Origin of the sequence: Agromyces neolithicus (assembly GCF_039529735.1) — a bacterium.
In the GTDB taxonomy this organism is placed as follows: domain Bacteria; phylum Actinomycetota; class Actinomycetes; order Actinomycetales; family Microbacteriaceae; genus Agromyces; species Agromyces neolithicus.
On the sequence record NZ_BAAANJ010000019.1, the window covers coordinates 1 to 23,433 of the forward strand.

Below are 23,433 nucleotides of genomic sequence, written 5' to 3' on the forward strand. Positions count from 1 at the left end.
ACCCGGGCGACGGCACCGGCGGATGGGGCAACGTCCGGATCATCGGCAGCGGCTGGAACAGCATGACGGTGATCGGATGATCGAGCACCGCAACAGCGTCGCCGACCGCGTGCGTGCGACGACATCCGGCCTCGCGGCCATGACCCTCGCGCTGACACTGGTCGGCTGCACCACACAGAGTGGTGAGGGCGTGATGTCGACCACACCCACGGCGGCGGCACCGACCGACCGTGACGAGCCTCGCTTCCTCATCGACTGCGTCGACGATGGCCTCGGCGAGGTCGTGACCTTCGCCCGTCTCGAGGAGGCGTGGGCGTCGACGGACTACCTGCGGCTGCACGCCTGCACCGCATACCCGGCCACGGGCGAACCGATCGAACTCACCCCACCTGAAGAGCTTGTCGCCGAAACCGCAGCGGCAGACCTTCCCGGAGAGGATCTCGTTTCCCTGTTCGCCCTTGCTCTCGCCACCTGCGTCCGGGTCACACCCGACAGCGAACCCGGGATCGCCGACGTGCCGACATCGATCCTCCGAGCTGCCCTCGAGCTCTGCCCCGAGGCGCCCCACGCGGGACTGCTCGATGCTGAGCTGCAGACCAGGGGGCCGCAATGACGCCGCACGTGCCGCACCCGATCACCCGCCGCACCGCGCTTCACTTGGGGTTCACGGCTGCAGGCGCTCTGGGGCTGATGCTGCTGCGTCCCTCGCCGCAGGCGGCGGGGGCAATGCCGCCGATGACCCGACCACGCACAACCGGCGAGGCCGCAGCCGATGCTGCGCTCGCCGCACGCTTCCGGTTCGCCTGCATCTCGCCCCTGCCTGACTTCGCTCCGCGCGGACGGCTCGAGGAGGTATGGGCCGACCCGTACTACATGACCATCACTGATTGCACGGTCAGCTACATCGGCGAGGGGCCGTTCGTCCTCACCGACGAGGAGTCCGCGATCGTGGATGTCGTCTCGGAGCATGGTGGCGACGTCCTCGATAGGAACGCGACGTACCTGGTCGTCCTCGCGGCAAGTACCCGCATCGATCCCGCCCGGTTGCACAGCCGACTGGTCGAGCTCGGGCGACCTATCGTCGCGGCGTCGCTGGCGCTTGCGCCCGATGCGCCGCAATCCGAGCTTTTCGCCGGCTGGCTCGCCGCCCCGGCCTGAACGGCTCAGGCGAGCTGTGCGCTCAGCGCAGAGATCAGCGTCGCCTCGACGCCCCCCTCGCCGGATCGGAAATGCGCGACCTGCGGGTAGATGGTCATGCTTCCTCCAGCGATCCCGGGGAAGTCGGCGTCCCACCCGCCTTCATAGCTCCCGTAGGGTGGGGCCAGTGGGGGCAGGAGGGCGTTCGACGGGATATAGCAGCTGACCTCGTTGGCATACCCGCCGATGTAAAGTGCATTCGCCCCGCCATTGCGAGCACGGAAATATACACCGTAGCCGCTCACGACCTCACCGCCGAGGAAGGCCATCTTCAGCGCGGGGCTCCCGCCGATGCGCCACATCTGCGACGGATTGGGCACGTGCAGGTTGAAGGCGCCGTTGTCGATCCTCGTGATCATCGCCTCGGCATGGCGCCGGTACCACGCCGGTTGGCCCAGCGGGTTGCCCATGCGGGTCACGAACGCCGCACGGAGCGCGGCAAGGTTGGCGGGCGTGGGCGTGATATCGAGCGGTAGCATCACTTCGCTCAGCTTCGAGCTGATCGGCCCTGTGAGCGCCCGACCGGCCGACTGCGCCGCCGTCGCCACGGCGGCGCCGAGTGCTTGGCTATGCTGGTCGCGCAGTGCCCATCCGCGCACTCCGACGGAGTTCTGATCGCCGCCGGGGCCAGGGAGAAAGAGCGCGAATGCGCCGGTCTCCTGTTCGATGGCGGTGCATGCGCCGGCCGGCCAGTCGCCGTCCCACCGTTCCTGCCAACCCGCGCTGACCGGGTGGCAGCCGTAGCTGAACAGCACCGCGCGGGGGGTGCCGTTGCTACTGCGCGCGGTCAACACCGGGACGACTGTCTCATGGGTGGAAAGTCCGGCACGGTTGCGAGCGAAGTTCATCGATGCGACGCGGTAGTCGAGCGTCACCGGGGTGCGGGTCGCCGCGAGCGCCGTGGCGACGAGCTCGACCACCTGATCCTGCAGCCACACGGTGTACGCCTGGATCCGGTCCTGGTCGGTGATGCCGTAGGAGATGAAGGGATCGAGCGTGGCGACGGCGGGACCGTTGTGCGTGTGGCTGGCTACCAACACGATGTCGGAGGAATTCCAGTCGGCCAGTGCCGTCAGCCGCGGTCGCAGCGCCTGGTGCACATCGCGCGGGAGGCCCAGGATGTCGAGCGAGATGATGGCGTTGGGGCTACCGTCGTCCCACAGGATGACGCATCGCGCGCAGAGCGGATCGGCATAGGGAGCATCGCTGACGACTGTGCGCTGCGCAGTCTGTGTTCCGTACCCCGCCATGTACGGGTTCACGCCGGGCCTGGGCGTGATGTCGACCTTGGCCGTCGAGACCTCGAAGCTCATCCATCTGCCCTTCGCGCGCCGGGATTCGCGCAGCGCCTATCGGGCAGCCGCCGCAAACAGTCCGAGTTTAGCGTTCGACCGTAGGGCACGCACCTCAGACATGTGCCTCGGGCCGATCAATGAATTGCGCGAGTCCGGGCGAGGCCCTGGACGAAGTCGTGCTCCGACCCACGCAACCGTTCGATTCGCGTCCGAAGTTCGTCGACGTAGAAACGGTCGCGGCCATCCACATCTGCCCAACTCCCGCGCAGCGGGAAGTCGTCGCTCGGCTGCCAGCCCGTCACCGCGGAAGCGAGCGCCGTGTACGCACCGCGGACCACCTCGTTCTCGGTCTCGCGTCGGGCCTGCCAATCACGCGTCGCGGTCAACTGGCCGCGGTGATGCCGGTAGCTCGCGAACGGGGTTCCCGACCGTACAATCGGAACGCCCCTCGCCGCAAGCGTCGTCCACAGCACGAAGTCCTCGGTCGGGCATTCCTGGTAGGTGTCGCCGCCGTTGAGCACATTCCGGCGCGCGAACATCGTCGAGTGGCCGAGCGGGTTCGAGAGAAGCAGTGAGAGCCGAACCGCTTCGACCCCCAGGCGCCCGCTCGAGAGCAATCGGGGATAGCGGTATCGCCCGCCGAAATGCAGCATCGTGCCGAACACCACGTCGGCACCGCGCCCGATCTCGCGACGTTCGGCGCCGAATCGGAACGGGTGGCAGATGTCATCCGCATCCATGCGGGCCACGAACTCGCTGTCGGAGTTCTCGAGCAGGTGGTTCATCCCGCGGGCGGGGCCTCGCCGCTCGTCGCCGTGCAGCACTCGCACCCGCTTGCTGCGGACGCGCATCGCCACCGCGAGCGTCTCATCGCTGCTGTCATCGTCGTACACCACGAGTTCGGCGTCGCGAGGGAGCGCCAGCAGCGTGCTCCTCATCGCCGCCTCGAGGTGCGTCGCGGCGTTTCGGGCAGGCATGAGTACGCTCAGCCGAGGCATGGGCGGTCCTTTCGAAGGGGATCGACACGCGTTCGACAGCAGCGGCGGTCGCCATGTCGCGGATCCCAGTGTACGCGGGGTTCCACGGCATAGGATGTCCCGGTGTCCACCAGCCTCGCGAGCGTCGCCTCTCGACTGTGGAACGGCCTGCTCGCGTATGCCGTGAAATTCGGCGTCGTCGGGCTCATGGGCCTCGTCATCGACGTGACGCTCTTCAACCTGCTGCGGCTCGGCGTCTTCGGCGATGACAACTGGGCGCAATCGGCGATCGGCGCGAAGACCATCTCGACGAGCGTCGCGATCATCTTCAACTGGCTCGGCAACCGCTACTGGACCTTTCGCAAGCATCGCCGGCGCAACTACGTGCGCGAGTTCGCCGAGTACGTGATCGTGTCGCTCGGCGGCATGGCCATCGCGCTCGGCTGCCTCTGGATCAGTCACCACCTGCTCGGCTACACGAGCCTGGTCGCCGACAACATCTCGACGAACGTCGTGGGGCTCGCGCTCGGCACCGCGTTCCGTTTCGTGCTGTACCGCTACTGGGTGTTCGGGCACCATCGTTCCGACGGGCTCTCGAACCTCGCGCGCGTCGAAGAGGCGCAGCGCACGCTGTTCGAGGAGCCCCCTACTGCGCCTCGACCGGGTTCGGCAGGAACCACGGCGGGTACACCGCAACCCGGGTACGCAGACCGACGGCCCTGAGTGCCTCGCGCACGCGATCGCGCACCTTCTCGTTCGAGACCGCGATGAGCGATACACGTTCGATCGGCAGCGCTTCGCGCACGAGGAACTCGGCCGAGGCGATCGAAGCCGCGTCGTCGTCACGGGCGATGCCACGGAGCATCCGCTCGATCTCGGGCCATTCGGTCGCGGTGCGGGCGCCGGCGACCGCCGCGTCGGCGTCGCTGAGCACCACTTCGCCGAGCACGTCGGTGCGCGCGCCGAGCGCGATGCCCACCGAACTGACGAAGATCACGTAGTCGGCTGCGGGTCGCTCGACCGCCGACGGGTCGAGTCGCGGGTCGGGGGTCGCCGTGCGAACCGCGTCCCAGACATGGGCGTCGGTGGTGAGCAGGAACGGCACGTAATCGGCGACGACCGCGCCGGTGCCGCCGAGCTCGGCCGTGCGGCGGAACTCGCGGGCGGCCGGCGCGGCGATGTCGACTTCGGGCCGGGCACCCGGCTCGGCAGCGTCGGCGAGCAGTGCGCCCGACCCCAGGATGTGCGCGAGGTTGTCGAGGTGCGTGACGTGGTAGATGCGCATCGCCTTGGCGTCGATCGCCGCGTCGGCCGAAGGGTGCGGAGCCCCGGGAACCCGGGCGGCAGGTCGCCCGGTGCGGGCGCCCCCGGTGCGGGACGTGCGCGGCTTCGCCGCGGCGGCGGGCCTCGGCGCGGGCTCCTTCGGCGGGAAGCAGATGGCGCACAGGCCGTCTTCGAAACCGTGGATGCATTCGTCGGCCAAGTGGAACCCTTCATCGCGGGACGCGCTCGGGGTGCGCGAGCCCAACGGTCAACACTACGCGCTCAGGCCGGGGGCTCGCTGAAGGTGCACCTGACGGGTCAGCGGTGACCCCACGCGACCGTGTCGCCGTCGATGTGCTGCTGCGACGCGCGGCGCCGCTCGGTGAACGCGGCGTGCGCGTCTTCGATGAGTTCATGCAGTGCCGCCTGCACGAGGTCGGGCTTGGGCACGTCTTTCAGCACCACGGGACGTTCTCGGCCGATGTCGATGCGCACGTCTCCCGACCCGAACAGGCTCTGCCACCACGTCTGCCGCACTGAGACGTCATTGCCTCGATTGTGCAGCACTTCTTCGCGCACGCGCACGAAGATGCCGCTGCGCAGGACCAAGCGCCGGGTCGTGATCGTCGCCCGGCGCGTGAGCCATGCAAGGAACGGGAGCAGGCAGCCGAGCAGCACCAGGAACACCGCCGCGCCGACTGCGGCGAGTTGCTGCCATGCCTCGCCGAGCACGCCGATGGCGTAGGCGGTCGCACCCGCGACGACGATGAGCAGCAGGGAGGGCAGCATCAGCACGCCGGCATGACGACGCACGCGCGCGACCACCCGCTCAACCGGCTGCGCGGGCATTGCGGCCGGGCCTGGCGTCGGGGCACTCGTCATACGCTCATTAATACCTCAGATGCGTGATGTCTCCGGCGGCGACAGCCTGCGGCTCACCGTTCTCTCGGTCGATGACGACGAGCCGGCCATCGCGGTCGAGCCGTTCGGCACGGCCGATCAGCTCCTGTTCGCCGGGAAGGTGCACCCGTACGTCGCTGCCGAGGGTGCCGCAGAGCGCACTCACCCGACGGTCGGCACCGCTCACGGCAGCGTCGCCGCCTGCCGCCGTGAGGTCGCGGAACAGCTCGAGGAACCCCCCGAGGTAGTCCGCGAGCACTGCGTCGGCATCGGGCGCCCGACCGGTGGCGAGCAGCAGCGAGGTCGAGGTGAGGGTCGGCAGGTCGTGCTCGTCGAGGGTGAGATTGAGGCCCGCGCCCACCACGACGGCGGGAGCGGCATCGTTCGAGGCGGGCATGAGTTCCGACAGGATTCCGCAGATCTTGTAGCCCGAGACCAGCACGTCGTTCGGCCACTTGAGTTCGACCTCGATGCCGCCGCTCTCGTCGTCGTCGTCGACGGAATCGAGCGCGGATGCCGCGTCGACGGCACGGCGCACCGCCTCGGTCATGGCGGCACCGGCGATGAGGGGGATCCACCCGTAGGCGTCGGAGGGGAACGGCCGGCCGCCGGGCAGCTCGGGGCGCAGCAGCACCGAGATCGCAAGGGTCTTGCCCGTGGGCGCCAGCCAGGTGCGCCCGAGCCGACCGCGGCCGTGCGTCTGGTTGTCGGTGACGATGACCGAGCCGTGGGGCCAGGCCGCGGCATCCGCACCGCTCGCCGCATCGCGCAGTTCGTCGTTGGTCGACCCGGCCTCGGCCAGGAACTCGAAGCGCGGCACCGCCGCGCGCGATCGCTGCCATTCCATGGCATCACCCTACTCACGCCCGCTCCCTGGCCCAGCCGAACGGATCGGGTGGCGGGTCGATGGGCTCACTTCGACAAGCTCAGGGAACGACGGGGCGCCTTTGTGGAAACCCTCAACGAAGCGGGCCGGATCCTCGCCGGTAGAGTGAACGGCGTGACCGAAGCGACTGACGGCCCCGACCTCTCCACCACCGCCGGCAAACTCGCCGACCTCAAGCTGCGCTACCACGAAGCGGTGACCGCGAGCGGCGAGGCGGCGATCGAGAAGCAGCACGCCAAGGGCAAGATGACCGCCCGCGAGCGTATCGGCGAGCTGCTCGATCCCGGTTCGTTCGTCGAGCTCGACGAGTTCGTGCGCCACCGCACCCACGCGTTCGGCATGGACGGGAAGCGCCCCTACGGCGACGCGGTCGTCACCGGCACCGGCACCATCCACGGCCGCCAGGTGGCCGTCTACTCTCAGGACTTCACGATCTTCGGCGGCTCGCTCGGCGAGGTCGCGGGCGAGAAGATCATCAAGGTCATGGAGCTCGCGCTGAAGATCGGCGTGCCGATCATCGGCATCCTCGACTCGGGCGGCGCACGTATTCAAGAGGGCGTGGTCGCACTCGGCAAGTACGGCGAGATCTTCCGCCGCAACACCGCTGCCTCCGGGGTCATCCCGCAGATCTCGATCGTGTGCGGCCCGGCCGCCGGCGGCGCGGTGTACTCCCCCGCGCTGACCGACTTCGTGATCATGGTCGACAAGACGAGCCAGATGTTCGTCACCGGCCCCGACGTCATCAAGACCGTGACGGGTGAAGACGTCGGCATGGAGGAGCTCGGCGGCGCCCTCACCCACAACACCGTCTCGGGCGTCGCGCACTACCTCGCGAGCGATGAGTCCGACGCGCTCGACTACGCGCGCACGCTCGTCTCGTTCCTTCCCGACAACAACATGACCGACGCCCCGGTGTACGACGCCGACGTCGAGCTCGAGATCACCGACGACGACCGCCGGCTGAACTCGATCATCCCCGACTCGCCGAACCAGCCGTACGACATGCACACCGTCATCGAGGGCATCGTCGACCACGGCGACTTCCTCGAGGTGCAGCCCCTGTTCGCCCCCAACATCGTGGTGGGCTTCGCCCGGGTCGAGGGTCGATCAGTGGGCATCATCGCCAACCAGCCCAGTCAGATGGCGGGCACGCTGAACATCGCCGCGGGTGAGAAGGCGAGTCGGTTCGTGCGGTTCTGCGACGCCTTCTCGATCCCGATCCTCACGCTCGTCGACGTGCCCGGCTATCTTCCCGGCACCGAACAGGAGTGGACCGGCGTCATCCGCCGCGGGGCGAAGCTGCTCTACGCCTATGCCGAGGCGACCGTGCCGCTCGTCACGATCATCACCCGCAAGGCCTACGGCGGTGCGTACATCGTCATGGGCTCGAAGCAGCTCGGCGCCGACATCAACCTCGCGTGGCCCACCGCCGAGATCGCGGTGATGGGCGGGCAGGGCGCGGTGAACATCCTGTACCGCGCCGAGATCAAGTCGGCCGAACTCGCCGGTGAAGACGTCGCGGCCGTGCGCACGAAGCTCGCCAACGAGTACACGTACAACGTCGCGTCGCCGTTCCTCGCCGCCGAGCGCGGCGAACTCGACGGTGTCATCGAGCCGGCCGCCACCCGCACGGCAGTCGTGAAGGCACTGCGCAACCTGCGCACCAAGCGCGCGAGCCTGCCCCAGAAGAAGCACGGGAACATTCCGCTGTGAGCCCCGACCCGTCACACCCGGTCGCGCCCGTCGAACCCGGCGCCGACGGCACCGGCCAGCGCGCCGCCGACGTGCGCATCCTCAGCCGCAACGTCAGCGATGAGCAGGCCGCCGCGGTGACCGCGGTGATCCTCGCATCGGTCGACGAGGCCGCCGGCGACGCGGCATCCGCCGACGAGCCCGGCCGCAGCCCCTGGGTGCGCAGCGGCAACGCGATGCGCCGGCCGATCGAGGTCGGTCACGGCAGGTGGGTGCGCTCGGTGCGCTGATCCGGCATCTCGGGCGCCCGCGAGGGGGACACCGGTGTCCCCCGAAATGCTGACTTTCCCCGACCGTCACGCTCGCGCATGATGGTCATGCAGGCTCCTAGTGAGTCGCCACCGCCATCGGTCGGGTACCGATGGCTGTTGGGGGCGAGCCAAGGCGATATTCGGGTTATTGCCGTGGCTCGGGCTTGATGGGGGGTCGATCGGGGATCGGCCCCCCTCTTTCATGCCCCCTCTTTCATTCCCCCGGTTTCGCCGCTGTCGCTTCTGCCTCATTCCCCAGGGTTCGCCGCGGTGGCGTCGACGTCGCCGGTCTCGACCTCCCGCGGAATCTCGAGCCAGAGCTCGACCTCGGGCTCGTCGGCCTCGGGCGCGGCACCGATCGGATCGACGAGCCCGACCACTGTGACCGCGGCGGGTGAGGTGGCAGCGGCGGTACGGGCGATGATCCGGTCGGCGTGCGAGACCGCGATGGCCTCGGCCAGCCGCGAGAGCACCCGGTCGCGGCTCGCCTCGTCGAGGTCGTCGATGCCGCCCTCATCGAGCAGGGTCACGACGATCCCGCGCTCGCGCGCGCGGCGCACCTCGGTGCGGACGACATCGGTGAGCAGCATCCGGCCCCTGATCTCATCGCGGATCGACGCCTCGAGCGTGCGGCACTCCTCACGCTGCGTGTCGGTGAGCCGGCCATCGCGGTCGGCGATGCGTCGCAGCATCGGCGCCGCGAGTCGTTCGGTCTGGCCCAGCCGCATGCGGCCCTCGAAGAGGTGTGCGTCCTGCGCTGCCTGCCACGCGGCGGCCTCGCGCTCGGCCTGAGCGTAACGCCGGGTCTCGCGGCCGGCGCTGGTCAAGGCGCTCGTGAGGGTGTGCGCGATGGCGACCCAGACGATGCTGCCGATCACGCCGAGCACGACGAGTGCGAGCGGCCCGGCCCACACGATCGTCTGCACGGCGAGGGCGATGACGCCCACCCATGCGACGAGCAGCTGCCGGCGCGCCGCCGCGATCGTCATGAGTGTGCCCACCGCGGCGACGTACCAGGTCGCGTAGCCGTTGTCGACGTCGGGATCGAGCTAGCTCGTGACGAGCAGCGGCAGCACGATGGCGACGGCGAGGTCGAATGCGGCGAGCCAGTCGGGCATGCGAATGCGCTTGCCGGGCCAGAGGCTCAGCACCGTGGCGAGAGAGTAGACGTGGAGCGCCGCGATGGTGGGCCAAGGGGAGGCGGGTATGTCGAGCGAGTAGATACCGAGCACCACGTGGTACGTCGAGAAGAGCGCGCCGAGCAGCAGCAGCAGCCATCGCGGGATCGTGATCATGCGCCCCCCTCGATGCCGCCCGCCGCCCCTGCCGGCCAGGCCACCGTCACGGTCGTGCCGTGGCCCGGCCGCGACTCGATCTCGGCGCTGCCGCCGGCGTTGCCCATGCGTTCCTCGATCGAGACCCGCAGACCGAGCCGCTCGGCCGGCACCGAGACTCGGTCGAAGCCGACACCGTTGTCGGAGACCTCGATGACGCAACCGCCTGCGCGCACCCCACGCACTCGAAGCTCGCGACGGGCGCGCCGGCCCGGTTCGTCGGCGTGCTGCAAGCTGTTGACCATGGCCTGTACCGAAGCCGTGTAGAGGGCGTCGACCGCCTCGACGGGCAGTTCGACGCCGCCGGCATTGACCACGCGCACGATGAACGGGGTGTTGAACGTCGTCAGCGCGGCGCGAAGCCGGCGCACCAGCACCGGCAGTCCCACCGTGTCGAGCGCGCCTGCGCCCGTGGCACCGGCCTCGTCGAGCCGAAGGAGTGCGTCTCGCGCCATTCTCGCGGCGAGCGACTGCTGGTCGGGAGTCGTCGCGGCGGCAGCCGAGAGCAATGTCGTGAGCACGCTGTCGTGTACGAGCGCATCGACCTTGACGCGCTCGATCTCGGTGGCGTGCTGCCTGGCGGCCACGTCGTACCGCTCGAGCGCCGCCTCCTGCGCCGTGTCGACCTGCTCGGCGGCCTGGCGCAGCATGATGACGATCGCGAGGACCACGACGCCGAGTACGACGGCGTAGAGCGAGTCGAGCACCGCGAGCAGCGGGCCTGCCTCGCCGCCCGACTCGGTGAGCCGCACCACCCCGTAGAGGGCTGGGATCACGAGGGTGTACGCGGCCGCCCAGAGGGGCGAGAGGGCGAGTGCGGCCGCGGTCGTCGCGACGGTGCAGAGGTAGTACAACCATGGCGCAGAGCCGTCGAGCGCCGCCGGGTCGACGACGAGGAACGGCCAGGCGACGAGCGATGCGGCGAAGAGGGCGGCGAAACCGATGCAGGCCACGCGCACGGCGACCTTCGTCACGGTCGCCACGGCGAGCGCGACGATCGCGCCGTAGAGCACGGCCATCAATGCCGCTCCGGAGCCGGTGACGAGCGCGTCGGCCTCTTGCAGCGCGAGGGGCACGGTCTGTGCCCCGAACACGAGCCCGAAGAGCCCGAGTGCCCTCGCGAAGATCGTCTCGACCTGACCGCTGGTCACGGTGGCTCGGCGCCGCACGATGCGCGGCACGAGCCATTCAGCGGCGGGCATCTCCACCGTCGGGATCGAGCCCCGGGAGGATTCCGTCTTCGACGGCCCGGCGCAGCAGGTCGACCTTCGTCGGCGCCGGCCGGCCGACCTCGACGTACTTCGCCCGGATGCGGTCGAGGTACTCGCGGGCCGTCGAATGCGCGATGCCGAGTTGCATCGCCACGAGTTTGAGCGGCAGGCCCGACGCGTAGAGGTGCAGCACGTCGCGCTCACGCCGCCCGAGCTGCGCCCTCGCGAAGTCGCTGTCGGCCTCGATCGCGCTCGCCCACTCGACATTGTTGAGCACCCCGCCGCCCGCGACCGTCGCGATCGCGCGGATCACGTCGGACATCGGGGACGCCTTCGGGATCACCCCTGCCGCGCCCGCCGCGAGCGACTCGCGCACCGCCGCCACGCGGTCGGCGATGCTGTGCACGAGCACGGCGCTGCCGGTGGCGAGCACCGAACGCACGTTCTCGGTCACCGACGTGCCGTCGCCGAGCGACAGGTCGAGCACGACCACGTCGCAGCGCCGCCCGCTGAGCGCCTCGAGCAGGCGCGCCACGTCGGGTGTGTCGGCGACGACCGAATAGCCCGCCGCCTCGCACGCCGCGCGAAGTCCGAGTCGCACGGCCTCGTGATCGTCGACGATCGCCACCGCCGCTGCGGTGGCGGGCACGGTGCGCTGGTTCACGGAGGTCACGCGGCCCCTTTCACGTTCGTCTCACACGATAGCGCGCAGGCGGACGACCGCCTCGACATGGTGCGTGTTCGGGAACAGGTCGAACGCGCGCAGCGCCTCGAGCTCGTAGCCGTGCGCCCGCAGCAGGCCGACGTCGCGCGCGAGCGCGACCGGGTCGCAGGCAACATAGACGAGCTGGCGCGGCCGCACCTCGGCGAGCCGGTCGACGACGGCGCGCCCGGCGCCCGACCGCGGTGGGTCGAGCACGACGGTCGCATCGGCGAGCCTGGCGAGGTCGGCGGGCCCGGCGGATGTCGCGAGCTCGTCGAGATACCGATCGACCCGCCCCGTGACGGCTCGGGCGCCGACCCAGTCGGCGAGGTTCGCCCCGGCGTGCTCGGTCGCGCGCGCGTCGGCCTCGACCGACGTGATGCGCACGGTGTCGCCGAAGCGATCACCGACGGCGGCCGCGAGCAGTCCCACGCCGCCGTAGAGGTCGTGGTTCGCCGCCCGCGGGTCGAACCGGTCGCCGTCGACCAGGTCGTGCACGGCTGCGGTCAGCGTGGCCGCGGCGCCGCGGTGCACCTGCCAGAAGCCGTCGCGATCGAGCGTGAAGTCACGGTCGCCGACGCGCTCGACGATCGTCGGGCGCGGACCACGGGGCATCCGATCGTCGTCGACGACCACGAGCGCGGCGTCGCCGACGCTGGGTGCGACCAGGTCGATGGCGCGGGCGCCCGCGAACCGGTCGGCGAGCGGTGCGAGCTCGGCGAGCGCGCGCACCGCAAGCGGTACGGATGCCACTGGGATGACCGTGTGGCTGCGGGCCGCATACGGACCGACCGAGCCGTCGGCACCGACGTGCAGGCGAACGCGGGTGCGCCAACCGGTTCCGGCGTCGAGGTCTACCCCGGGTGCGAGCGCCGCTTCGACCGGCTCCACGACCACGTCGCGCTCGACTCCGCCGAACCGGGCGAGGGCGTCGACGAGCACCTCTGCCTTCAGCGTGCGCTGGCGGGCCGTATGGATGTGGCCGAACTCGGCGCCGCCCGCTCGCCGTTCAGGCGGCCGCTCGACCGAGGCCTCGGCCCAGATGTGCGGCCGGCGGTCGGGCGACGCCTCGAGCACCTCGACGGTCTCGGCCCGCCAGAACCGGTCTTTCGACTGGTCGACGACGCGCGCGACCACCCGCTCGCCTGGGATCGCGTCGGCGACGAAGACGACGCGCCCCTCGTGGTGGGCGACGAAGACGCCGCCGTGCGCGACCCGTTCGATGTCGAGGGTCACGAGCGGGCCGTCGGCGGCGGGCGGCTTCGGCGCGGGCCTCGGGGTGCCGCTGCGGGTGCCGGCGCGACTTCCGCGACGGGGACGACGGGTCTGTGCCATGGTTCGAGCATTCCACAGCGTCGCCGCGCCGGGGCAGGATAGGTGCATGCGCCTCTACCTCGCCTCGACCTCGCCCGCCCGCCTGCAGACGCTGCGGGCCGCGGGGGTCGAGCCCATCGCAGTGGCACCCGGGGTCGACGAGCAGGCAGCGGTCGCGGCGAGCGAGGCGGTCACAGGCCCCCTCCCGCCCGCCGACATGGTGCAGTTGCTCGCCCAGGCGAAGGCCGAGGCGCTGCTCGGCTCGTCGCCGGGCGGCGAGCCGATCGACGGGTTCATCCTCGGCGGCGACTCGGCGTTCGTGGTCGATGGGGCCATCTACGGCAAGCCGCACACCGCCGACGTCGCGAAGGCGCGCTGGCTCGCGCAGAACGGCGCGCACGGCGACCTCTGGTCGGGACACTGGCTCATCGACCACCGCGGCGGCCGGGTGCGCGGCGCCGTCGGGCGAGCGGATGTCGCGACCGTGCGTTTCGCCGCACTCGACGAGGCCGAGATCGACGCGTACATCGCGACGGGCGAGCCGCTGCTCGTCGCCGGGGCGTTCACGATCGACAGCCTCGGCGGGCCGTTCATCCGCCGCGTCGAGGGCGACCCCTCGACGGTCGTCGGGCTCTCGCTGTCGACCCTGCGCGACCTCGTGCGCGAACTCGGCGGCGACTGGCCCTCGTTCTGGAACCGCCGCCACTGAACCACGTTTGTCGCCGCCCTCAAGAGTCTCGGGTTCATTTTGTGGAGGTCACCCAAAGGCGTGACGGGCGTGGCCAATAGGCTTGAGCATTATGCCGCGCATCACCAAGGTCCTCATCGCCAACCGAGGCGAGATCGCCGTCCGCGTCATCCGCGCCGCACGTGACGCCGGCCTCGGCTCCGTCGCCGTCTACGCCGACCAGGATCGCGACGCGCGCCACGCAAGGCTCGCCGACGAGGCCTACGCCCTCGACGGCGTCACGAGCGCCGAGACCTACCTCGTCATCGACAAGCTGCTGTCGGTCGCGCGTCGCTCCGGCGCCGACGCCGTGCACCCCGGCTACGGCTTCCTCGCCGAGAACCCCGACTTCGCCCGCGCCGTCATCGATGCCGGCCTCATCTGGATCGGCCCCTCCCCAGAGGCGATCGAACGCCTCGGTGACAAGGTCTCGGCGCGGCACGTGGCCGAGAAGGTCGGGGCGCCGCTCGCGCCCGGCACGCTCAACCCCGTGGCCGATGCCTCCGAGGTGCTCGAATTCGTCGACGTCCACGGTCTCCCCGTGGCCATCAAGGCCGCATTCGGCGGCGGCGGCCGCGGCCTCAAGGTCGCCCGCACGCGCGACGAGGTGGCAGAGCTGTTCGACTCGGCGACCCGCGAGGCCGTCGCGGCGTTCGGCCGCGGCGAGTGCTTCGTCGAGAAGTACCTCGACAAGCCGCGCCACGTCGAGACCCAGTGCCTCGCCGACCAGCACGGCAACGTCGTGGTCGTGTCGACACGCGACTGCTCGCTGCAGCGCCGGCACCAGAAGCTCGTCGAAGAGGCCCCAGCGCCGTTCCTCACCGACGAGCAGAACCGCGCGCTCTACGAGGCTTCGAAGGCGATCCTCAAAGAGGTCGGCTACATCGGCGCCGGCACCTGCGAGTTCCTCATCGGCCAAGACGGCACCGTCTCGTTCCTCGAGGTGAACACCCGCCTGCAGGTCGAGCACCCCGTGTCAGAAGAGGTCACGGGCATCGACCTCGTGCGCGAGCAGTTCCGCCTCGCCGAGGGCGGCGTGCTCGACTACTCCGACCCCGTCACGACCGGCCACTCGATCGAGTTCCGCATCAACGGTGAAGACCCGGGCCGAGGCTTCCTCCCCGCACCCGGTCCCGTGCACCAGCTGCGGTTCCCGGGCGGTCCCGGCATCCGTATCGACTCGGGTGTCGCCTCGGGCGACGAGATCTCGGGCGCCTTCGACTCGCTGCTCGCCAAGTTGATCGTCACCGGCGCCACGCGCAAGGACGCCCTCGAGCGCGCCCGCCGCGCCCTCGACGAATTCGAGGTCGCAGGGCTCCCGACCGTGCTGCCGTTCCACCGCGACATCGTGCACAACCCCGCCTTCGCGCCCGACGGTGACGAGCCCTTCTCGATCTACACCCGCTGGATCGAGACCGAGTACGACAACCGGCTCGAACCGTGGTCGGGCGAGATCGAAGAGACCTCGGGCGGCGCCGCGCGCACGAGCGTGGTCGTCGAGGTCGCCGGCCGGCGCGTCGAGGTCAGCCTTCCGAAACGGCTCGCGGGCGCGACATCCGCATCTCGCACCGCCGGACCGGCGCCGCGTCGGCGCACCGCCGCCCACGCCGTCGACACCGGTACCGGCGACGCGGTCAAGGCGCCCATGCAGGCGACGGTCGTGAAGGTCGCGGTCGCCGAGGGCGACAAGGTCGTCAAGGGCGACCTCGTGCTCGTGCTCGAGGCCATGAAGATGGAGCAGCCCATCGTCGCCCACAAAGACGGCGTCGTGGGCACGGTCAACGCCGAAGCCGGCGCCACGGTCTCGAGCGGGCACCTGCTGCTCGCCATCACCGACGCCTGACACCGCGCGCCGCGTGACCCCGGCAGTACGACGGGTCAGGTGAGTCGGCCGTCGGGATCGAAGCCCTTGAGCATCGCCTGCACAACGCCGTTCGTCCATCCGAAGCCGTCTTGCAGCGGATACTCGCCGCCGCCGCCGCCGGTCGTCGATTCCGGCGTGCCCAGCATGGCGTACTTCTCGACCAGTCGGCCATCGCGGCGATACACGGCATCGACGGCGCGCAACCAGCGATGCTGCAGATCGGCGGCGATCGCCTCTCGGTACCGGGCGAATCCCCTCACGGCCATCCACTGCAGCGGTGCCCAACCGTTGGGTCGGTCCCATTGCTCACCGGTCTCGTGTTCGCTCGTGCCGAGTCCACCGGGTCGCAGCAACCGATCACGCACCGCGCTCGCGACCTCGGCGGCGCGACTCGATGAAGCGATCCCCACCCATAGCGGCGCGACACAGGCTGCCGTCAGCGACGGACGCACCCTCCCGGCGCAGAGGTCGTAGTCGGCGTACGCGCCGGCCGAGGCGTCCCACAACCATCGATCGATCGCCCGCACGCGCGCCGCCGCCGACTCCCGGAATCGAGCGGCGGCTCGATCGTCGCCTTCGCGCTCGCTCACTTCGGCGATCGCGGTTTCGAGCCGATGGAGGAACGCATTCAGATCGACCGGAACGATCGACGTGGTCATGATCGTCGAGAGGTCACCGGGCTCGGAGCACCATCGCGAGCTGAAGTCCCAGCCCGACGCCGCGGCAGCCCGCAGGTCGCGATACACCTCGTGCACGGGCCGCCGTGAACGGCCGGCGGTCGCGACGTCTTCGCGGAACGACTCCTCTCGCGGGCTGTCCCGGTCGTCCCAGTAGCGGTTGAGCACCGCCCCGTCCTCCATGCGCACGCAACGGCCGTGGGTCTCACCCTCGCGCAGGTCATCCGCACCTTCCATCCACCAGGAATACTCCTGCCGGAGTTGCGCGGCGTAGTCGAGGGGCGTCGCCGCTCCCATCGAGCGGCACAGCTCGACCATGAACGCGAACACCGGCGGTTGCGAACGCGAGAGGTAGTAGGTGCGATTCGCGTTCGGCACGTGACCATACGCGTCGATCAGGTATGCGAAGTCGTCGGTCATCCCGCGGACGAGCCCTCTGCGCCCTTCTGCGGCGAGTCCGAGCATCGTGAAGTACGAGTCCCAGTAGTAGAGCTCGCGGAATCGTCCGCCTGGCACGACGTACGGTTCGGGCAACGGCAGCAGGGACGAGCGCGGCGGGTGCTCGAGCGGCGTTCGGGTGAGTGCGTCCCACAGGCGGCTGATGTGCGCTCCGATGGGTTCTCCGGGCTCGGGGAGGAAATGCTCGGTTCGTGAGACGGGCAGCGTGAACTGCTCGCCGACGAATCCCGCGAGGTCGAACCCCGGACGGCGCGATTCCCGGCGATACCGTTCGAGGATGCGCATCGGTCGGTCGATCGGTGAGCAGTCGACGAAGGTCTTGCTGTCGTCGAACACGCGCGACGTCTGAACGTCGACGAAGAGCTCCTGGTATCGGTCGGCCGGAGTCAGCGTGTCAGCAGCCGGGCTCGCGCCCCCGTGCGATGGCGTGCCGCTCATCGCCTTGGGCTCTTCCAGCCGACCCACGCGCCACCGCTGACCACAGCGAAGTTCGCCGCCGCCTGCGCGCGCAGATCCATCGTTCCCCCGGGAGTCTGCGCCGCGCACGCCGCGCCGCGCCGTACCAGCGTACGCGCATCCCCGAGGGGCGACCATTGGTCGGCCGGTGCGTTCGGTGCGACGCCCTGCAGTCATCCGTACTCGGCTTCCGATCGTGACAACCGGTTGCCATTTGTTGTTCCTACACGTAAACTGGGTCGATGGCCCGCGATGAGGATGCCCCGAACCCGACGAGTCCGACGATCTACGACGTCGCCCGAGCATCCGGCGTCGCGCCGTCGACGGTGTCGCGCACCTTCTCCCGCCCGGGTCGCGTCAACGCCCAGACCGCCGACCGAGTGCGGCGCATCGCGGCGGAGATGGGGTACCGTGCGAAGCCGGTGGTGCGGTTGTCCCTGCCCGGTGCGAAGACCGCACTGCTCGCGATGGTGGTGCCGGATGTGCCCGATCACTTCTTCAACGAGATCATCAGGGGCGCGAAAGAGGCCGCGAACGCTGCCGACCACACGTTGCTCGTCGTCGACGCCCAGCGCTCGGCCACCACCGAGCGGGGCGCCCTCGAGCGCCTGATCCCGGTCGTCGACGGCGTGATCCTGGCCGCCTCGACGCTTCCCGACTCGTCGATACGGGTCGTCGCGAGACAGCGCCCCACCGTCGTGGTGAACCGAGCGATGACCGATGTCGCGAGCGTGCTCACGGACAACGCCGACGGCATGAGTCAGGCCGTCGCCCACCTGGCCGCGCTCGGCCACCGAGAGCTCACGTACGTCGCCGGCCCGGCAGGCGCGTGGACCGACGGTACGAGGTGGCGGGCCTTCCGGGCGGCGACCCAGCAGCTTGGGCTGCGAACCCGCCGCATCGGTCCGACCGCCCCCACGCAGGCGGGCGGCCACGCCGCTGCGCACGCCTTCACCGAGCACGCGACCAGCGGTGTCATCGCCTTCAACGACTCCATCGCAGTCGGGTTCATGCGGGGCCTCGCCGAGCTGGGAATGCGCGTGCCCGACGACGTCAGCGTCATCGGCTTCGACAGCCTCCTGGCCGGGTGGAGTATTCCACCGCTCACCAGCCTCGCATCGCCGCTGCGCCACCTCGGCAGCCATGCCGTGCGCATCGTGCTGGCACAGCAGGTGGCCGGCCGACCGGGCCGTGCGCGTGCCGCCGGCCCGCTGCGACCGACCCGACTGCCGGCGAAACTGGTGGTACGCGATTCGACTGCGCCGCCCGCACGGCGCGAGTCGCGCCCTGTGGCACCCGATCACGAGCACGCCGCCTGAGCCGAACATCCTCCCCCAGTGCGAATGAGCAGCTGGGCATCCCTGCCCAGCTGCTCAGGTCACGACGATGTCATGTTCTCACGTCACGGCCGGATCAGTCCCAAGGTCTCGGGCAACCACATCGAGAGTGCCGGAACGAATGCCACGATGAGCAGGCCGATGCACAGCGCCCAGAAATACGGCCAGATGCCCTTGAAGACGGATTCGATCCTGACGTTTCCGACACGTGCGGCGACGAACAGGTTGTTTCCGATCGGCGGTGAGATGTTGCCGAGGCACATGTTGAAGACCATCATCGCACCGAAGTGCACCGGGCTGACGCCAAGGGCGACGACCACCGGCAGGAAGATCGGCGTGAAGATCAGGATCGCCGGAGTCGGGTCCATAACGGTTCCCGCGAGCAACAGCACGATCATGATGATGATGAGGATGATCGCTGTGTTGTCGGTGAAGCCGAGCAGGCCCTGGGTGACGAGCTGCGGGATCCGCGCGAACGCGAGCACGTAGCCGAGGATTCCAGAGACTCCGATCAGAAGCATGATGATGCCCGTGACCTTGGTGGCTTCGAGGAGGACCTTCGGGAGATCCTTGACCGACAGCGTGCGCTGTACGAGTCCGAGCGCGAGCGAGTAGAGCACCGCGATCACCGCGGACTCGGTGGCGGTGAAGAATCCACTCAGGATGCCGCCGATCACGACGACGATCATGAGGAGCGCGGGGATCGCACGCAGGAAGACGATCACCGCCTGCTTCAGGGTCGGCCGGGGGCCGGTGGCGCGCAGTTCGGGGCGCTTGCGGGCATAGAGGGCCACCATCACGATGCAGATGAGCGCCCACAGGATTCCCGGCCCGACGCCGGCCATGAACAGCGCCCCGATCGAAGCCCCGCCGCCCGCAACCAGCGAGTACACGATGAAGGTGTTGCTCGGCGGGATCAGCATTCCCGAGGGAGAGGACGCGGCGTTGACCGTCGCCGAGAACGCGGGGTCGTAGCCTTCTTTGCGCATGCGCGGCGACAGTACCGTGCCGACGGCGGCGGCCGACGCGACGGACGCGCCCGAGACCGAGCCGAACATGGCGTTGGCGACGACGGTGGTCTGGGCGAGCGGTGCAGGCAGGCGACCCGCGACCACGAGCGCCAGGTCGATCAGTCTCGACGCGATGCCCCCGGTGTTCATCAGGCCACCCGCGAGGATGAAGAACGGAATGGCGAGCAGGGCGAACGAATTGCTGGCTGCGAAGATCTGCTGTGCCGAGGTGAGCGCAGCGCCCTCCCAGTCGAGCAGGATGACGATCGCCACTGTCGAGGGCAGACCCATGGCGACCGCCACGGGAAGGCCCATGAGAATCCCGACGGTGATGCCGACGACCAGAATGACGACGGCGATGATGGTGTTGGTATCCATAGCCTCAGATCTCCGCGCTCTCGTCGAATTCGGGGGTGGGCTTCTCAACGCCCGCAAGGATGCCGATGACAGTGGCCAGCGAGTAGAAGACGATCAGGATGCCGGCGATCGGGAGCACCAGGAACACCTGGCCGACGCTCAACGGCAGGGTGGCGATGTCCTGACTCCACGCGTTGTCAGTGACACGAGCGCCTCCGACGATGAAGACGAGGATCGCGAAGAAGATGACGATCGACTCGTTGACGATGCCCATCACCTTCTGCCACCTGAGGGGGAGCTTCTCGATCAGAATCTCGACCGCGATGTGGCCTCGCTCCGAGAACACGTACGCGGCGGCCAGGACTGCCAGCACGACGAACGTGTACCGCGCCGCCTCCTCGGTCCATGGTGCTGAGTTGTTCAGGACCTCACGGGTGAACACCTGCAGAGCGACGATGAAGACGAGCGCCACGAACATGATGATGCAGAGCACGGCCAGCACTCGGTCGATGACGCGACGGATGCCGCCCAGCACCCCGACGAGACCGCCCCAGCGAGCCGGGCCATTCGGTTCGGAGCGACCTGTGTCGCCTGGTCGGCCGCTGCCCGGCGGATTCTCGCCGGACTCCGGTGCGTTGCTGTTCACGTTGTCCTCCGTCGGCCCCGCTGGGGGGCGATGCCATCGAGTGCTGTCGTGGCTCAGGTCGGGGGCGCCGGTGGTCGTAGACCACGCGGCGCCCCCGCCGGTGATGGGGTGGGCCTACTCCGCGCCGGCCCGGATCGCGTCGTAGAGGGCCTGCTGCGAGTCGGTGGTGATGAACTCGTCGAGCAGCGGGGTGAGCGCCTCGGTGAAGGCCTCGCTGTCGACCTCCTCGAACGTGGCGCCGCCGGCCGTTGCGTCTTCGATCGCCTTGTCGGTGTCGGTGACCCACAGGTCCGTGTGCTGCTCCCACGCCGCGGTCCAGCCTTCGTCGAACGCGGCACGGTCTTCTTCGGACATCTCGTTCAGCGTGTCGGTGTTGCTGATCAGGAAGTCGGCACCGATCAGGTGACGGGTGAAGGAGAAGAACGGCGCGACCTCGTAGTGGTTCTGAGTGAGGTACGAGATCTCGTTGTTCTCGGCGCCGTCGATGACTCCCGACTGGAGGCCGGTGTACACCTCGCTGAAGGCCATCGGGGTGGGCGAGGCACCGAGAGCCTCGATCATCGCGATGAAGACCGGGCTCTCTTGCACGCGGATCTTCTTTCCCGCCAGATCGGCCGGCGTCTCGGCGATCTTGTCTTTGAGGTAGATGCTGCGGGCGCCCTGCGTGAGTCCGCCGACAACGGTGATGTTGTTGCTGTCTTCGAGCGACGCGTACACGTCACCCACGGCCTCGTCATCCGAGAGCACCGACATCTGGTGATCGATCGAGTCGAAGACCGTGGGGAGGCTGAAGACCACGAAGTCGTCATTCAGGTTCTCGAGCTGTGGCGCCGAGACGACAGCGAGGTCGATGACCCCATCGCTCACCGACTGAACGTACTGCGCCTGATCGCCGAGCTGGGCGTCGGGGTAGACCTCGATGTTCCACCGGCCATCGGTGGCATCCGTGAGGTACTCGCCGAATGCCTCGAGCGCGATGAACGAGGGGTGATCCTGGGCCTGATTGAGGGCGAGCTTCATCGTCTTGGGCTCGGTCGCCTCGGCACTCGACCCGGAGTCGCCGGAACCCGAGGCGCAACCGGCCAGGGTGAGTGCCGCGACTCCGACGACCGCGGATGCCTGCAGCAGACGTGTGATCTTCATTCCTGATGCTCCTTTGCATGCAGTCGAACACCGTCGGCCGTTACGGGTTGCCGGCCGGAGTCGAATGCGGCGTTGCGCGCCCGGTCGGGCGCGTGCTGTGGGTGTCGCCGAGCACCCATGAGGCGTCGCGACTGCATCAATCTACGCACGCGGTGATCCGATTGGCAACCAGTTGCCAAATGTTGTCCGACAGGCCGTTCTGCCGTACCGAAGCCGGGCTCAGCGCACGATGTGCATAGCCCGGGCGGCGTCCGTGAGCGAGCCCGTGAGCGAGGGGTAGACGGGGAACGCCTCGGCGAACTGGTCGACCGTGAGGCGGTGCTCGATGGCGAGCGCGAGCGGGAAGATGAGCTCCGACGCCTTCGGCGCGACGATCACGCCGCCGATGATGCCACCCGAGCCGCTCGAGGCGAAGAGCTTCACGAACCCGTCGCGGATGCCGATCATCTTCGCGCGCGGGTTCGACGAGAGCGGCAGCTTGTAGACGACGCCCGGCACAACGCCCTCGTCGATCTCCTTCTCGGTCCAGCCGACCGTGGCGATCTCGGGCTGCGTGAAGATGTTCGACGTGATGTTGCGGTCCTCGGGCGGGTTCACGATGTCACCCATGGCGTGGAAGACGGCCGTGCGCCCCTGCATCGAGGCGACCGAGGCGAGCGGCACGAACGTCGTGCAGTCGCCGGCGGCGTAGATGTTGGGCATCGAGGTGCGTGCGACACGGTTGACGCGGATGTGCCCGCTCTCGGCCAGCTGCACTCCCGCGGCCTCGAGGCCGAGGTCGGCGGTGTTCGGCACCGAGCCGACCGCCATGAGGCAGTGGCTGCCGCGCACCTCGCGCCCATCGGTGAGGGTCGCGACGACCGAGTCGCCGTCGCGCACGACCGACTCGGCCCGCGACTTGTTCATGACCTTCATGCCGTTGCGCTTGAAGACCTTCTCGATGACGGATGCCGCATCGGCGTCTTCGCCCGGAAGCACCTGGTCACGACTCGAGATGAGCGTGACCTTGGCTCCCAGCGCGCGGTATGCCGAAGCGAACTCGGCGCCCGTGACACCTGAACCCACGACGATGAGGTGCTCGGGCACCCGCTCGAGCTGGTAGAGCTGGGTCCACGTGAGGATGCGCTCGCCGTCGGGCACCGCGGTGGGCAGCACCCGCGGGCTCGCGCCGACCGAGATGACGAGCGTGTCGGCCTCGATGCGATCGAAGTCGGTGCCGCCCTTGGCGGTCGAGACGATGACGGCGTTGGGGCCGTCGAGGCGCCCCTCGCCGTGCACGATGCGCACGCCTGCCTCGAGCAGGTTGCTGCGCAGGTCTTCGGACTGCTGCGCCGCCAGCCCGAGGAGTCGCTTGTTCACGGCGGCGAGGTTGATGGCGACCTCGGGCTTGACGGCCTTCTCGCCGGCCGATCCCTTCGCGAAGAACTGCACACCCAGGTCGGCGGCCTCTTTCACCGCGTTCGAAGCCTCGGCCGTCGCGATGAGCGACTTCGACGGCACGACGTCGGTGAGCACCGCGGAGCCGCCGACACCCGCGCGCTCGATGAGGGTCACCTCGGCCCCGAGCTGCGCAGCCGCGGCCGCGGCCTCGTACCCGCCCGGCCCCCCTCCGAGGACGGCAATGCGTTGTGTGCGCTCGAACTCGTAGGCCATGCTCACATTCTGTCAGTTCGG

General features: G+C 69.3%; 23 protein-coding genes. 8 read left to right on the plus strand and 15 right to left on the minus strand.

From position 1 onward, the window contains the following. Positions 1 to 76: 76 nt before the first annotated feature. The gene (locus tag ABD164_RS16125; protein WP_344297387.1) at positions 77 to 613 is read left to right on the plus strand and encodes a hypothetical protein; all 537 of its coding nucleotides are present in this window, start codon (positions 77 to 79) and stop codon (positions 611 to 613) included. Continuing rightward, a complete protein-coding gene (locus ABD164_RS16130) occupies positions 610 to 1,158 on the plus strand; it encodes a hypothetical protein (RefSeq protein WP_344297388.1) in 549 nt (182 codons plus the stop codon). The genes ABD164_RS16125 and ABD164_RS16130 overlap by 4 nt, the downstream gene beginning before the upstream one ends. 5 nt (positions 1,159 to 1,163) lie before the next feature. Here the strand turns inward: ABD164_RS16130 and ABD164_RS16135 are convergent, their stop codons facing one another. Both ABD164_RS16135 and ABD164_RS16140 read right to left on the minus strand, forming a co-directional pair. Beyond that, positions 1,164 to 2,510 carry a hypothetical protein gene (locus ABD164_RS16135; protein ID WP_344297389.1) on the minus strand — a complete coding sequence of 449 codons (1,347 nt, stop codon included), beginning with the start codon at positions 2,508 to 2,510 and terminating at the stop codon, positions 1,164 to 1,166. Positions 2,511 to 2,626: 116 nt separating this feature from the next. Then, a complete protein-coding gene (locus tag ABD164_RS16140; RefSeq protein WP_344297391.1) occupies positions 2,627 to 3,490 on the minus strand; it encodes a glycosyltransferase family 2 protein in 864 nt (287 codons plus the stop codon). Positions 3,491 to 3,592: 102 nt separating this feature from the next. Here ABD164_RS16140 and ABD164_RS16145 point away from each other — a divergent pair, with 102 nt between their 5' ends. After that, positions 3,593 to 4,192: a GtrA family protein gene (locus tag ABD164_RS16145; protein ID WP_344297393.1), complete on the plus strand. Its 600-nt coding sequence runs from the start codon at positions 3,593 to 3,595 to the stop codon at positions 4,190 to 4,192. Here ABD164_RS16145 and ABD164_RS16150 read toward each other — a convergent pair. The 3 genes from ABD164_RS16150 to ABD164_RS16160 form a co-directional block, all read right to left on the minus strand. Next, positions 4,116 to 4,952: a DarT ssDNA thymidine ADP-ribosyltransferase family protein gene (locus ABD164_RS16150; protein ID WP_344297395.1), complete on the minus strand. Its 837-nt coding sequence runs from the start codon at positions 4,950 to 4,952 to the stop codon at positions 4,116 to 4,118. The genes ABD164_RS16145 and ABD164_RS16150 overlap by 77 nt on opposite strands. A 98-nt stretch (positions 4,953 to 5,050) precedes the next feature. Further along, complete coding sequence (locus tag ABD164_RS16155) at positions 5,051 to 5,614, minus strand: PH domain-containing protein (RefSeq protein WP_344297397.1); 564 nt, start codon at positions 5,612 to 5,614, stop codon at positions 5,051 to 5,053. A gap of 7 nt (positions 5,615 to 5,621) precedes the next feature. After that, the gene (locus tag ABD164_RS16160) at positions 5,622 to 6,479 is read right to left on the minus strand and encodes a biotin--[acetyl-CoA-carboxylase] ligase (protein ID WP_344297399.1); all 858 of its coding nucleotides are present in this window, start codon (positions 6,477 to 6,479) and stop codon (positions 5,622 to 5,624) included. Between the two features lie 153 nt (positions 6,480 to 6,632). On the opposite strand from ABD164_RS16160, the gene ABD164_RS16165 reads away from it, so the two are divergent. Together ABD164_RS16165 and ABD164_RS16170 are read left to right on the plus strand one after the other, a co-directional pair. After that, positions 6,633 to 8,231: an acyl-CoA carboxylase subunit beta gene (locus ABD164_RS16165; protein WP_344297401.1), complete on the plus strand. Its 1,599-nt coding sequence runs from the start codon at positions 6,633 to 6,635 to the stop codon at positions 8,229 to 8,231. Next, on the plus strand, positions 8,228 to 8,500 hold the full coding sequence (locus ABD164_RS16170) for an acyl-CoA carboxylase subunit epsilon (protein ID WP_344297402.1): 273 nt from the start codon (positions 8,228 to 8,230) through the stop codon (positions 8,498 to 8,500). The genes ABD164_RS16165 and ABD164_RS16170 overlap by 4 nt, the downstream gene beginning before the upstream one ends. A 269-nt stretch (positions 8,501 to 8,769) precedes the next feature. Here the strand turns inward: ABD164_RS16170 and ABD164_RS16175 are convergent, their stop codons facing one another. The 5 genes from ABD164_RS16175 to ABD164_RS16195 are packed head-to-tail and all read right to left on the minus strand — an operon-like array spanning position 8,770 to position 13,104. Continuing rightward, positions 8,770 to 9,522: a hypothetical protein gene (locus ABD164_RS16175; RefSeq protein ID WP_344297404.1), complete on the minus strand. Its 753-nt coding sequence runs from the start codon at positions 9,520 to 9,522 to the stop codon at positions 8,770 to 8,772. 48 nt (positions 9,523 to 9,570) lie between these two features. Further along, positions 9,571 to 9,816, minus strand: coding sequence for a hypothetical protein (locus ABD164_RS16180; RefSeq protein WP_344297406.1), 246 nt, complete (start codon positions 9,814 to 9,816; stop codon positions 9,571 to 9,573). Then, positions 9,813 to 11,057, minus strand: a complete 1,245-nt coding sequence (locus tag ABD164_RS16185) for a sensor histidine kinase (RefSeq protein ID WP_344297407.1) — start codon at positions 11,055 to 11,057, stop codon at positions 9,813 to 9,815. Before ABD164_RS16185 ends, ABD164_RS16180 begins: the two co-directional genes overlap by 4 nt. After that, positions 11,044 to 11,739, minus strand: coding sequence for a response regulator (locus ABD164_RS16190; protein WP_344297409.1), 696 nt, complete (start codon positions 11,737 to 11,739; stop codon positions 11,044 to 11,046). Before ABD164_RS16190 ends, ABD164_RS16185 begins: the two co-directional genes overlap by 14 nt. Positions 11,740 to 11,760: 21 nt before the next feature. Continuing rightward, positions 11,761 to 13,104, minus strand: a complete 1,344-nt coding sequence (locus ABD164_RS16195) for a class I SAM-dependent RNA methyltransferase (protein WP_344297411.1) — start codon at positions 13,102 to 13,104, stop codon at positions 11,761 to 11,763. 46 nt (positions 13,105 to 13,150) lie between these two features. Between ABD164_RS16195 and ABD164_RS16200 the strand changes: the two genes are divergently transcribed. Both ABD164_RS16200 and ABD164_RS16205 read left to right on the plus strand, forming a co-directional pair. Beyond that, positions 13,151 to 13,792, plus strand: coding sequence for a Maf family protein (locus tag ABD164_RS16200; RefSeq protein ID WP_344297413.1), 642 nt, complete (start codon positions 13,151 to 13,153; stop codon positions 13,790 to 13,792). 91 nt (positions 13,793 to 13,883) lie between these two features. Further along, positions 13,884 to 15,653 (plus strand): acetyl/propionyl/methylcrotonyl-CoA carboxylase subunit alpha, encoded by a 1,770-nt coding sequence (locus ABD164_RS16205; protein WP_344297415.1) that lies wholly within the window; start codon positions 13,884 to 13,886, stop codon positions 15,651 to 15,653. Between the two features lie 35 nt (positions 15,654 to 15,688). On the opposite strand, the gene treF is transcribed toward ABD164_RS16205, so the two are convergent. After that, positions 15,689 to 17,248, minus strand: coding sequence for an alpha,alpha-trehalase TreF (gene treF, locus ABD164_RS16210; protein WP_344297417.1), 1,560 nt, complete (start codon positions 17,246 to 17,248; stop codon positions 15,689 to 15,691). A gap of 260 nt (positions 17,249 to 17,508) precedes the next feature. On the opposite strand from treF, the gene ABD164_RS16215 reads away from it, so the two are divergent. Then, positions 17,509 to 18,585: a LacI family DNA-binding transcriptional regulator gene (locus ABD164_RS16215; protein ID WP_344297419.1), complete on the plus strand. Its 1,077-nt coding sequence runs from the start codon at positions 17,509 to 17,511 to the stop codon at positions 18,583 to 18,585. Between the two features lie 83 nt (positions 18,586 to 18,668). Here ABD164_RS16215 and ABD164_RS16220 read toward each other — a convergent pair whose 3' ends face one another. The 4 genes from ABD164_RS16220 to ABD164_RS16235 all read right to left on the minus strand — a co-directional run bounded on the left by ABD164_RS16220 (position 18,669) and on the right by ABD164_RS16235 (position 23,412). Next, a complete protein-coding gene (locus ABD164_RS16220) occupies positions 18,669 to 19,991 on the minus strand; it encodes a TRAP transporter large permease (RefSeq protein ID WP_344297421.1) in 1,323 nt (440 codons plus the stop codon). 4 nt (positions 19,992 to 19,995) lie between these two features. Beyond that, entirely contained in the window at positions 19,996 to 20,616 is a 621-nt protein-coding gene (locus tag ABD164_RS16225) for a TRAP transporter small permease (RefSeq protein WP_344297423.1), read from the minus strand. Positions 20,617 to 20,730: 114 nt separating this feature from the next. Continuing rightward, positions 20,731 to 21,759, minus strand: coding sequence for a TRAP transporter substrate-binding protein (locus tag ABD164_RS16230; protein ID WP_344297424.1), 1,029 nt, complete (start codon positions 21,757 to 21,759; stop codon positions 20,731 to 20,733). A gap of 219 nt (positions 21,760 to 21,978) precedes the next feature. Next, positions 21,979 to 23,412, minus strand: coding sequence for an NAD(P)H-quinone dehydrogenase (locus ABD164_RS16235; RefSeq protein WP_344297426.1), 1,434 nt, complete (start codon positions 23,410 to 23,412; stop codon positions 21,979 to 21,981). Between the last annotated feature and the right edge of the window lie 21 nt (positions 23,413 to 23,433).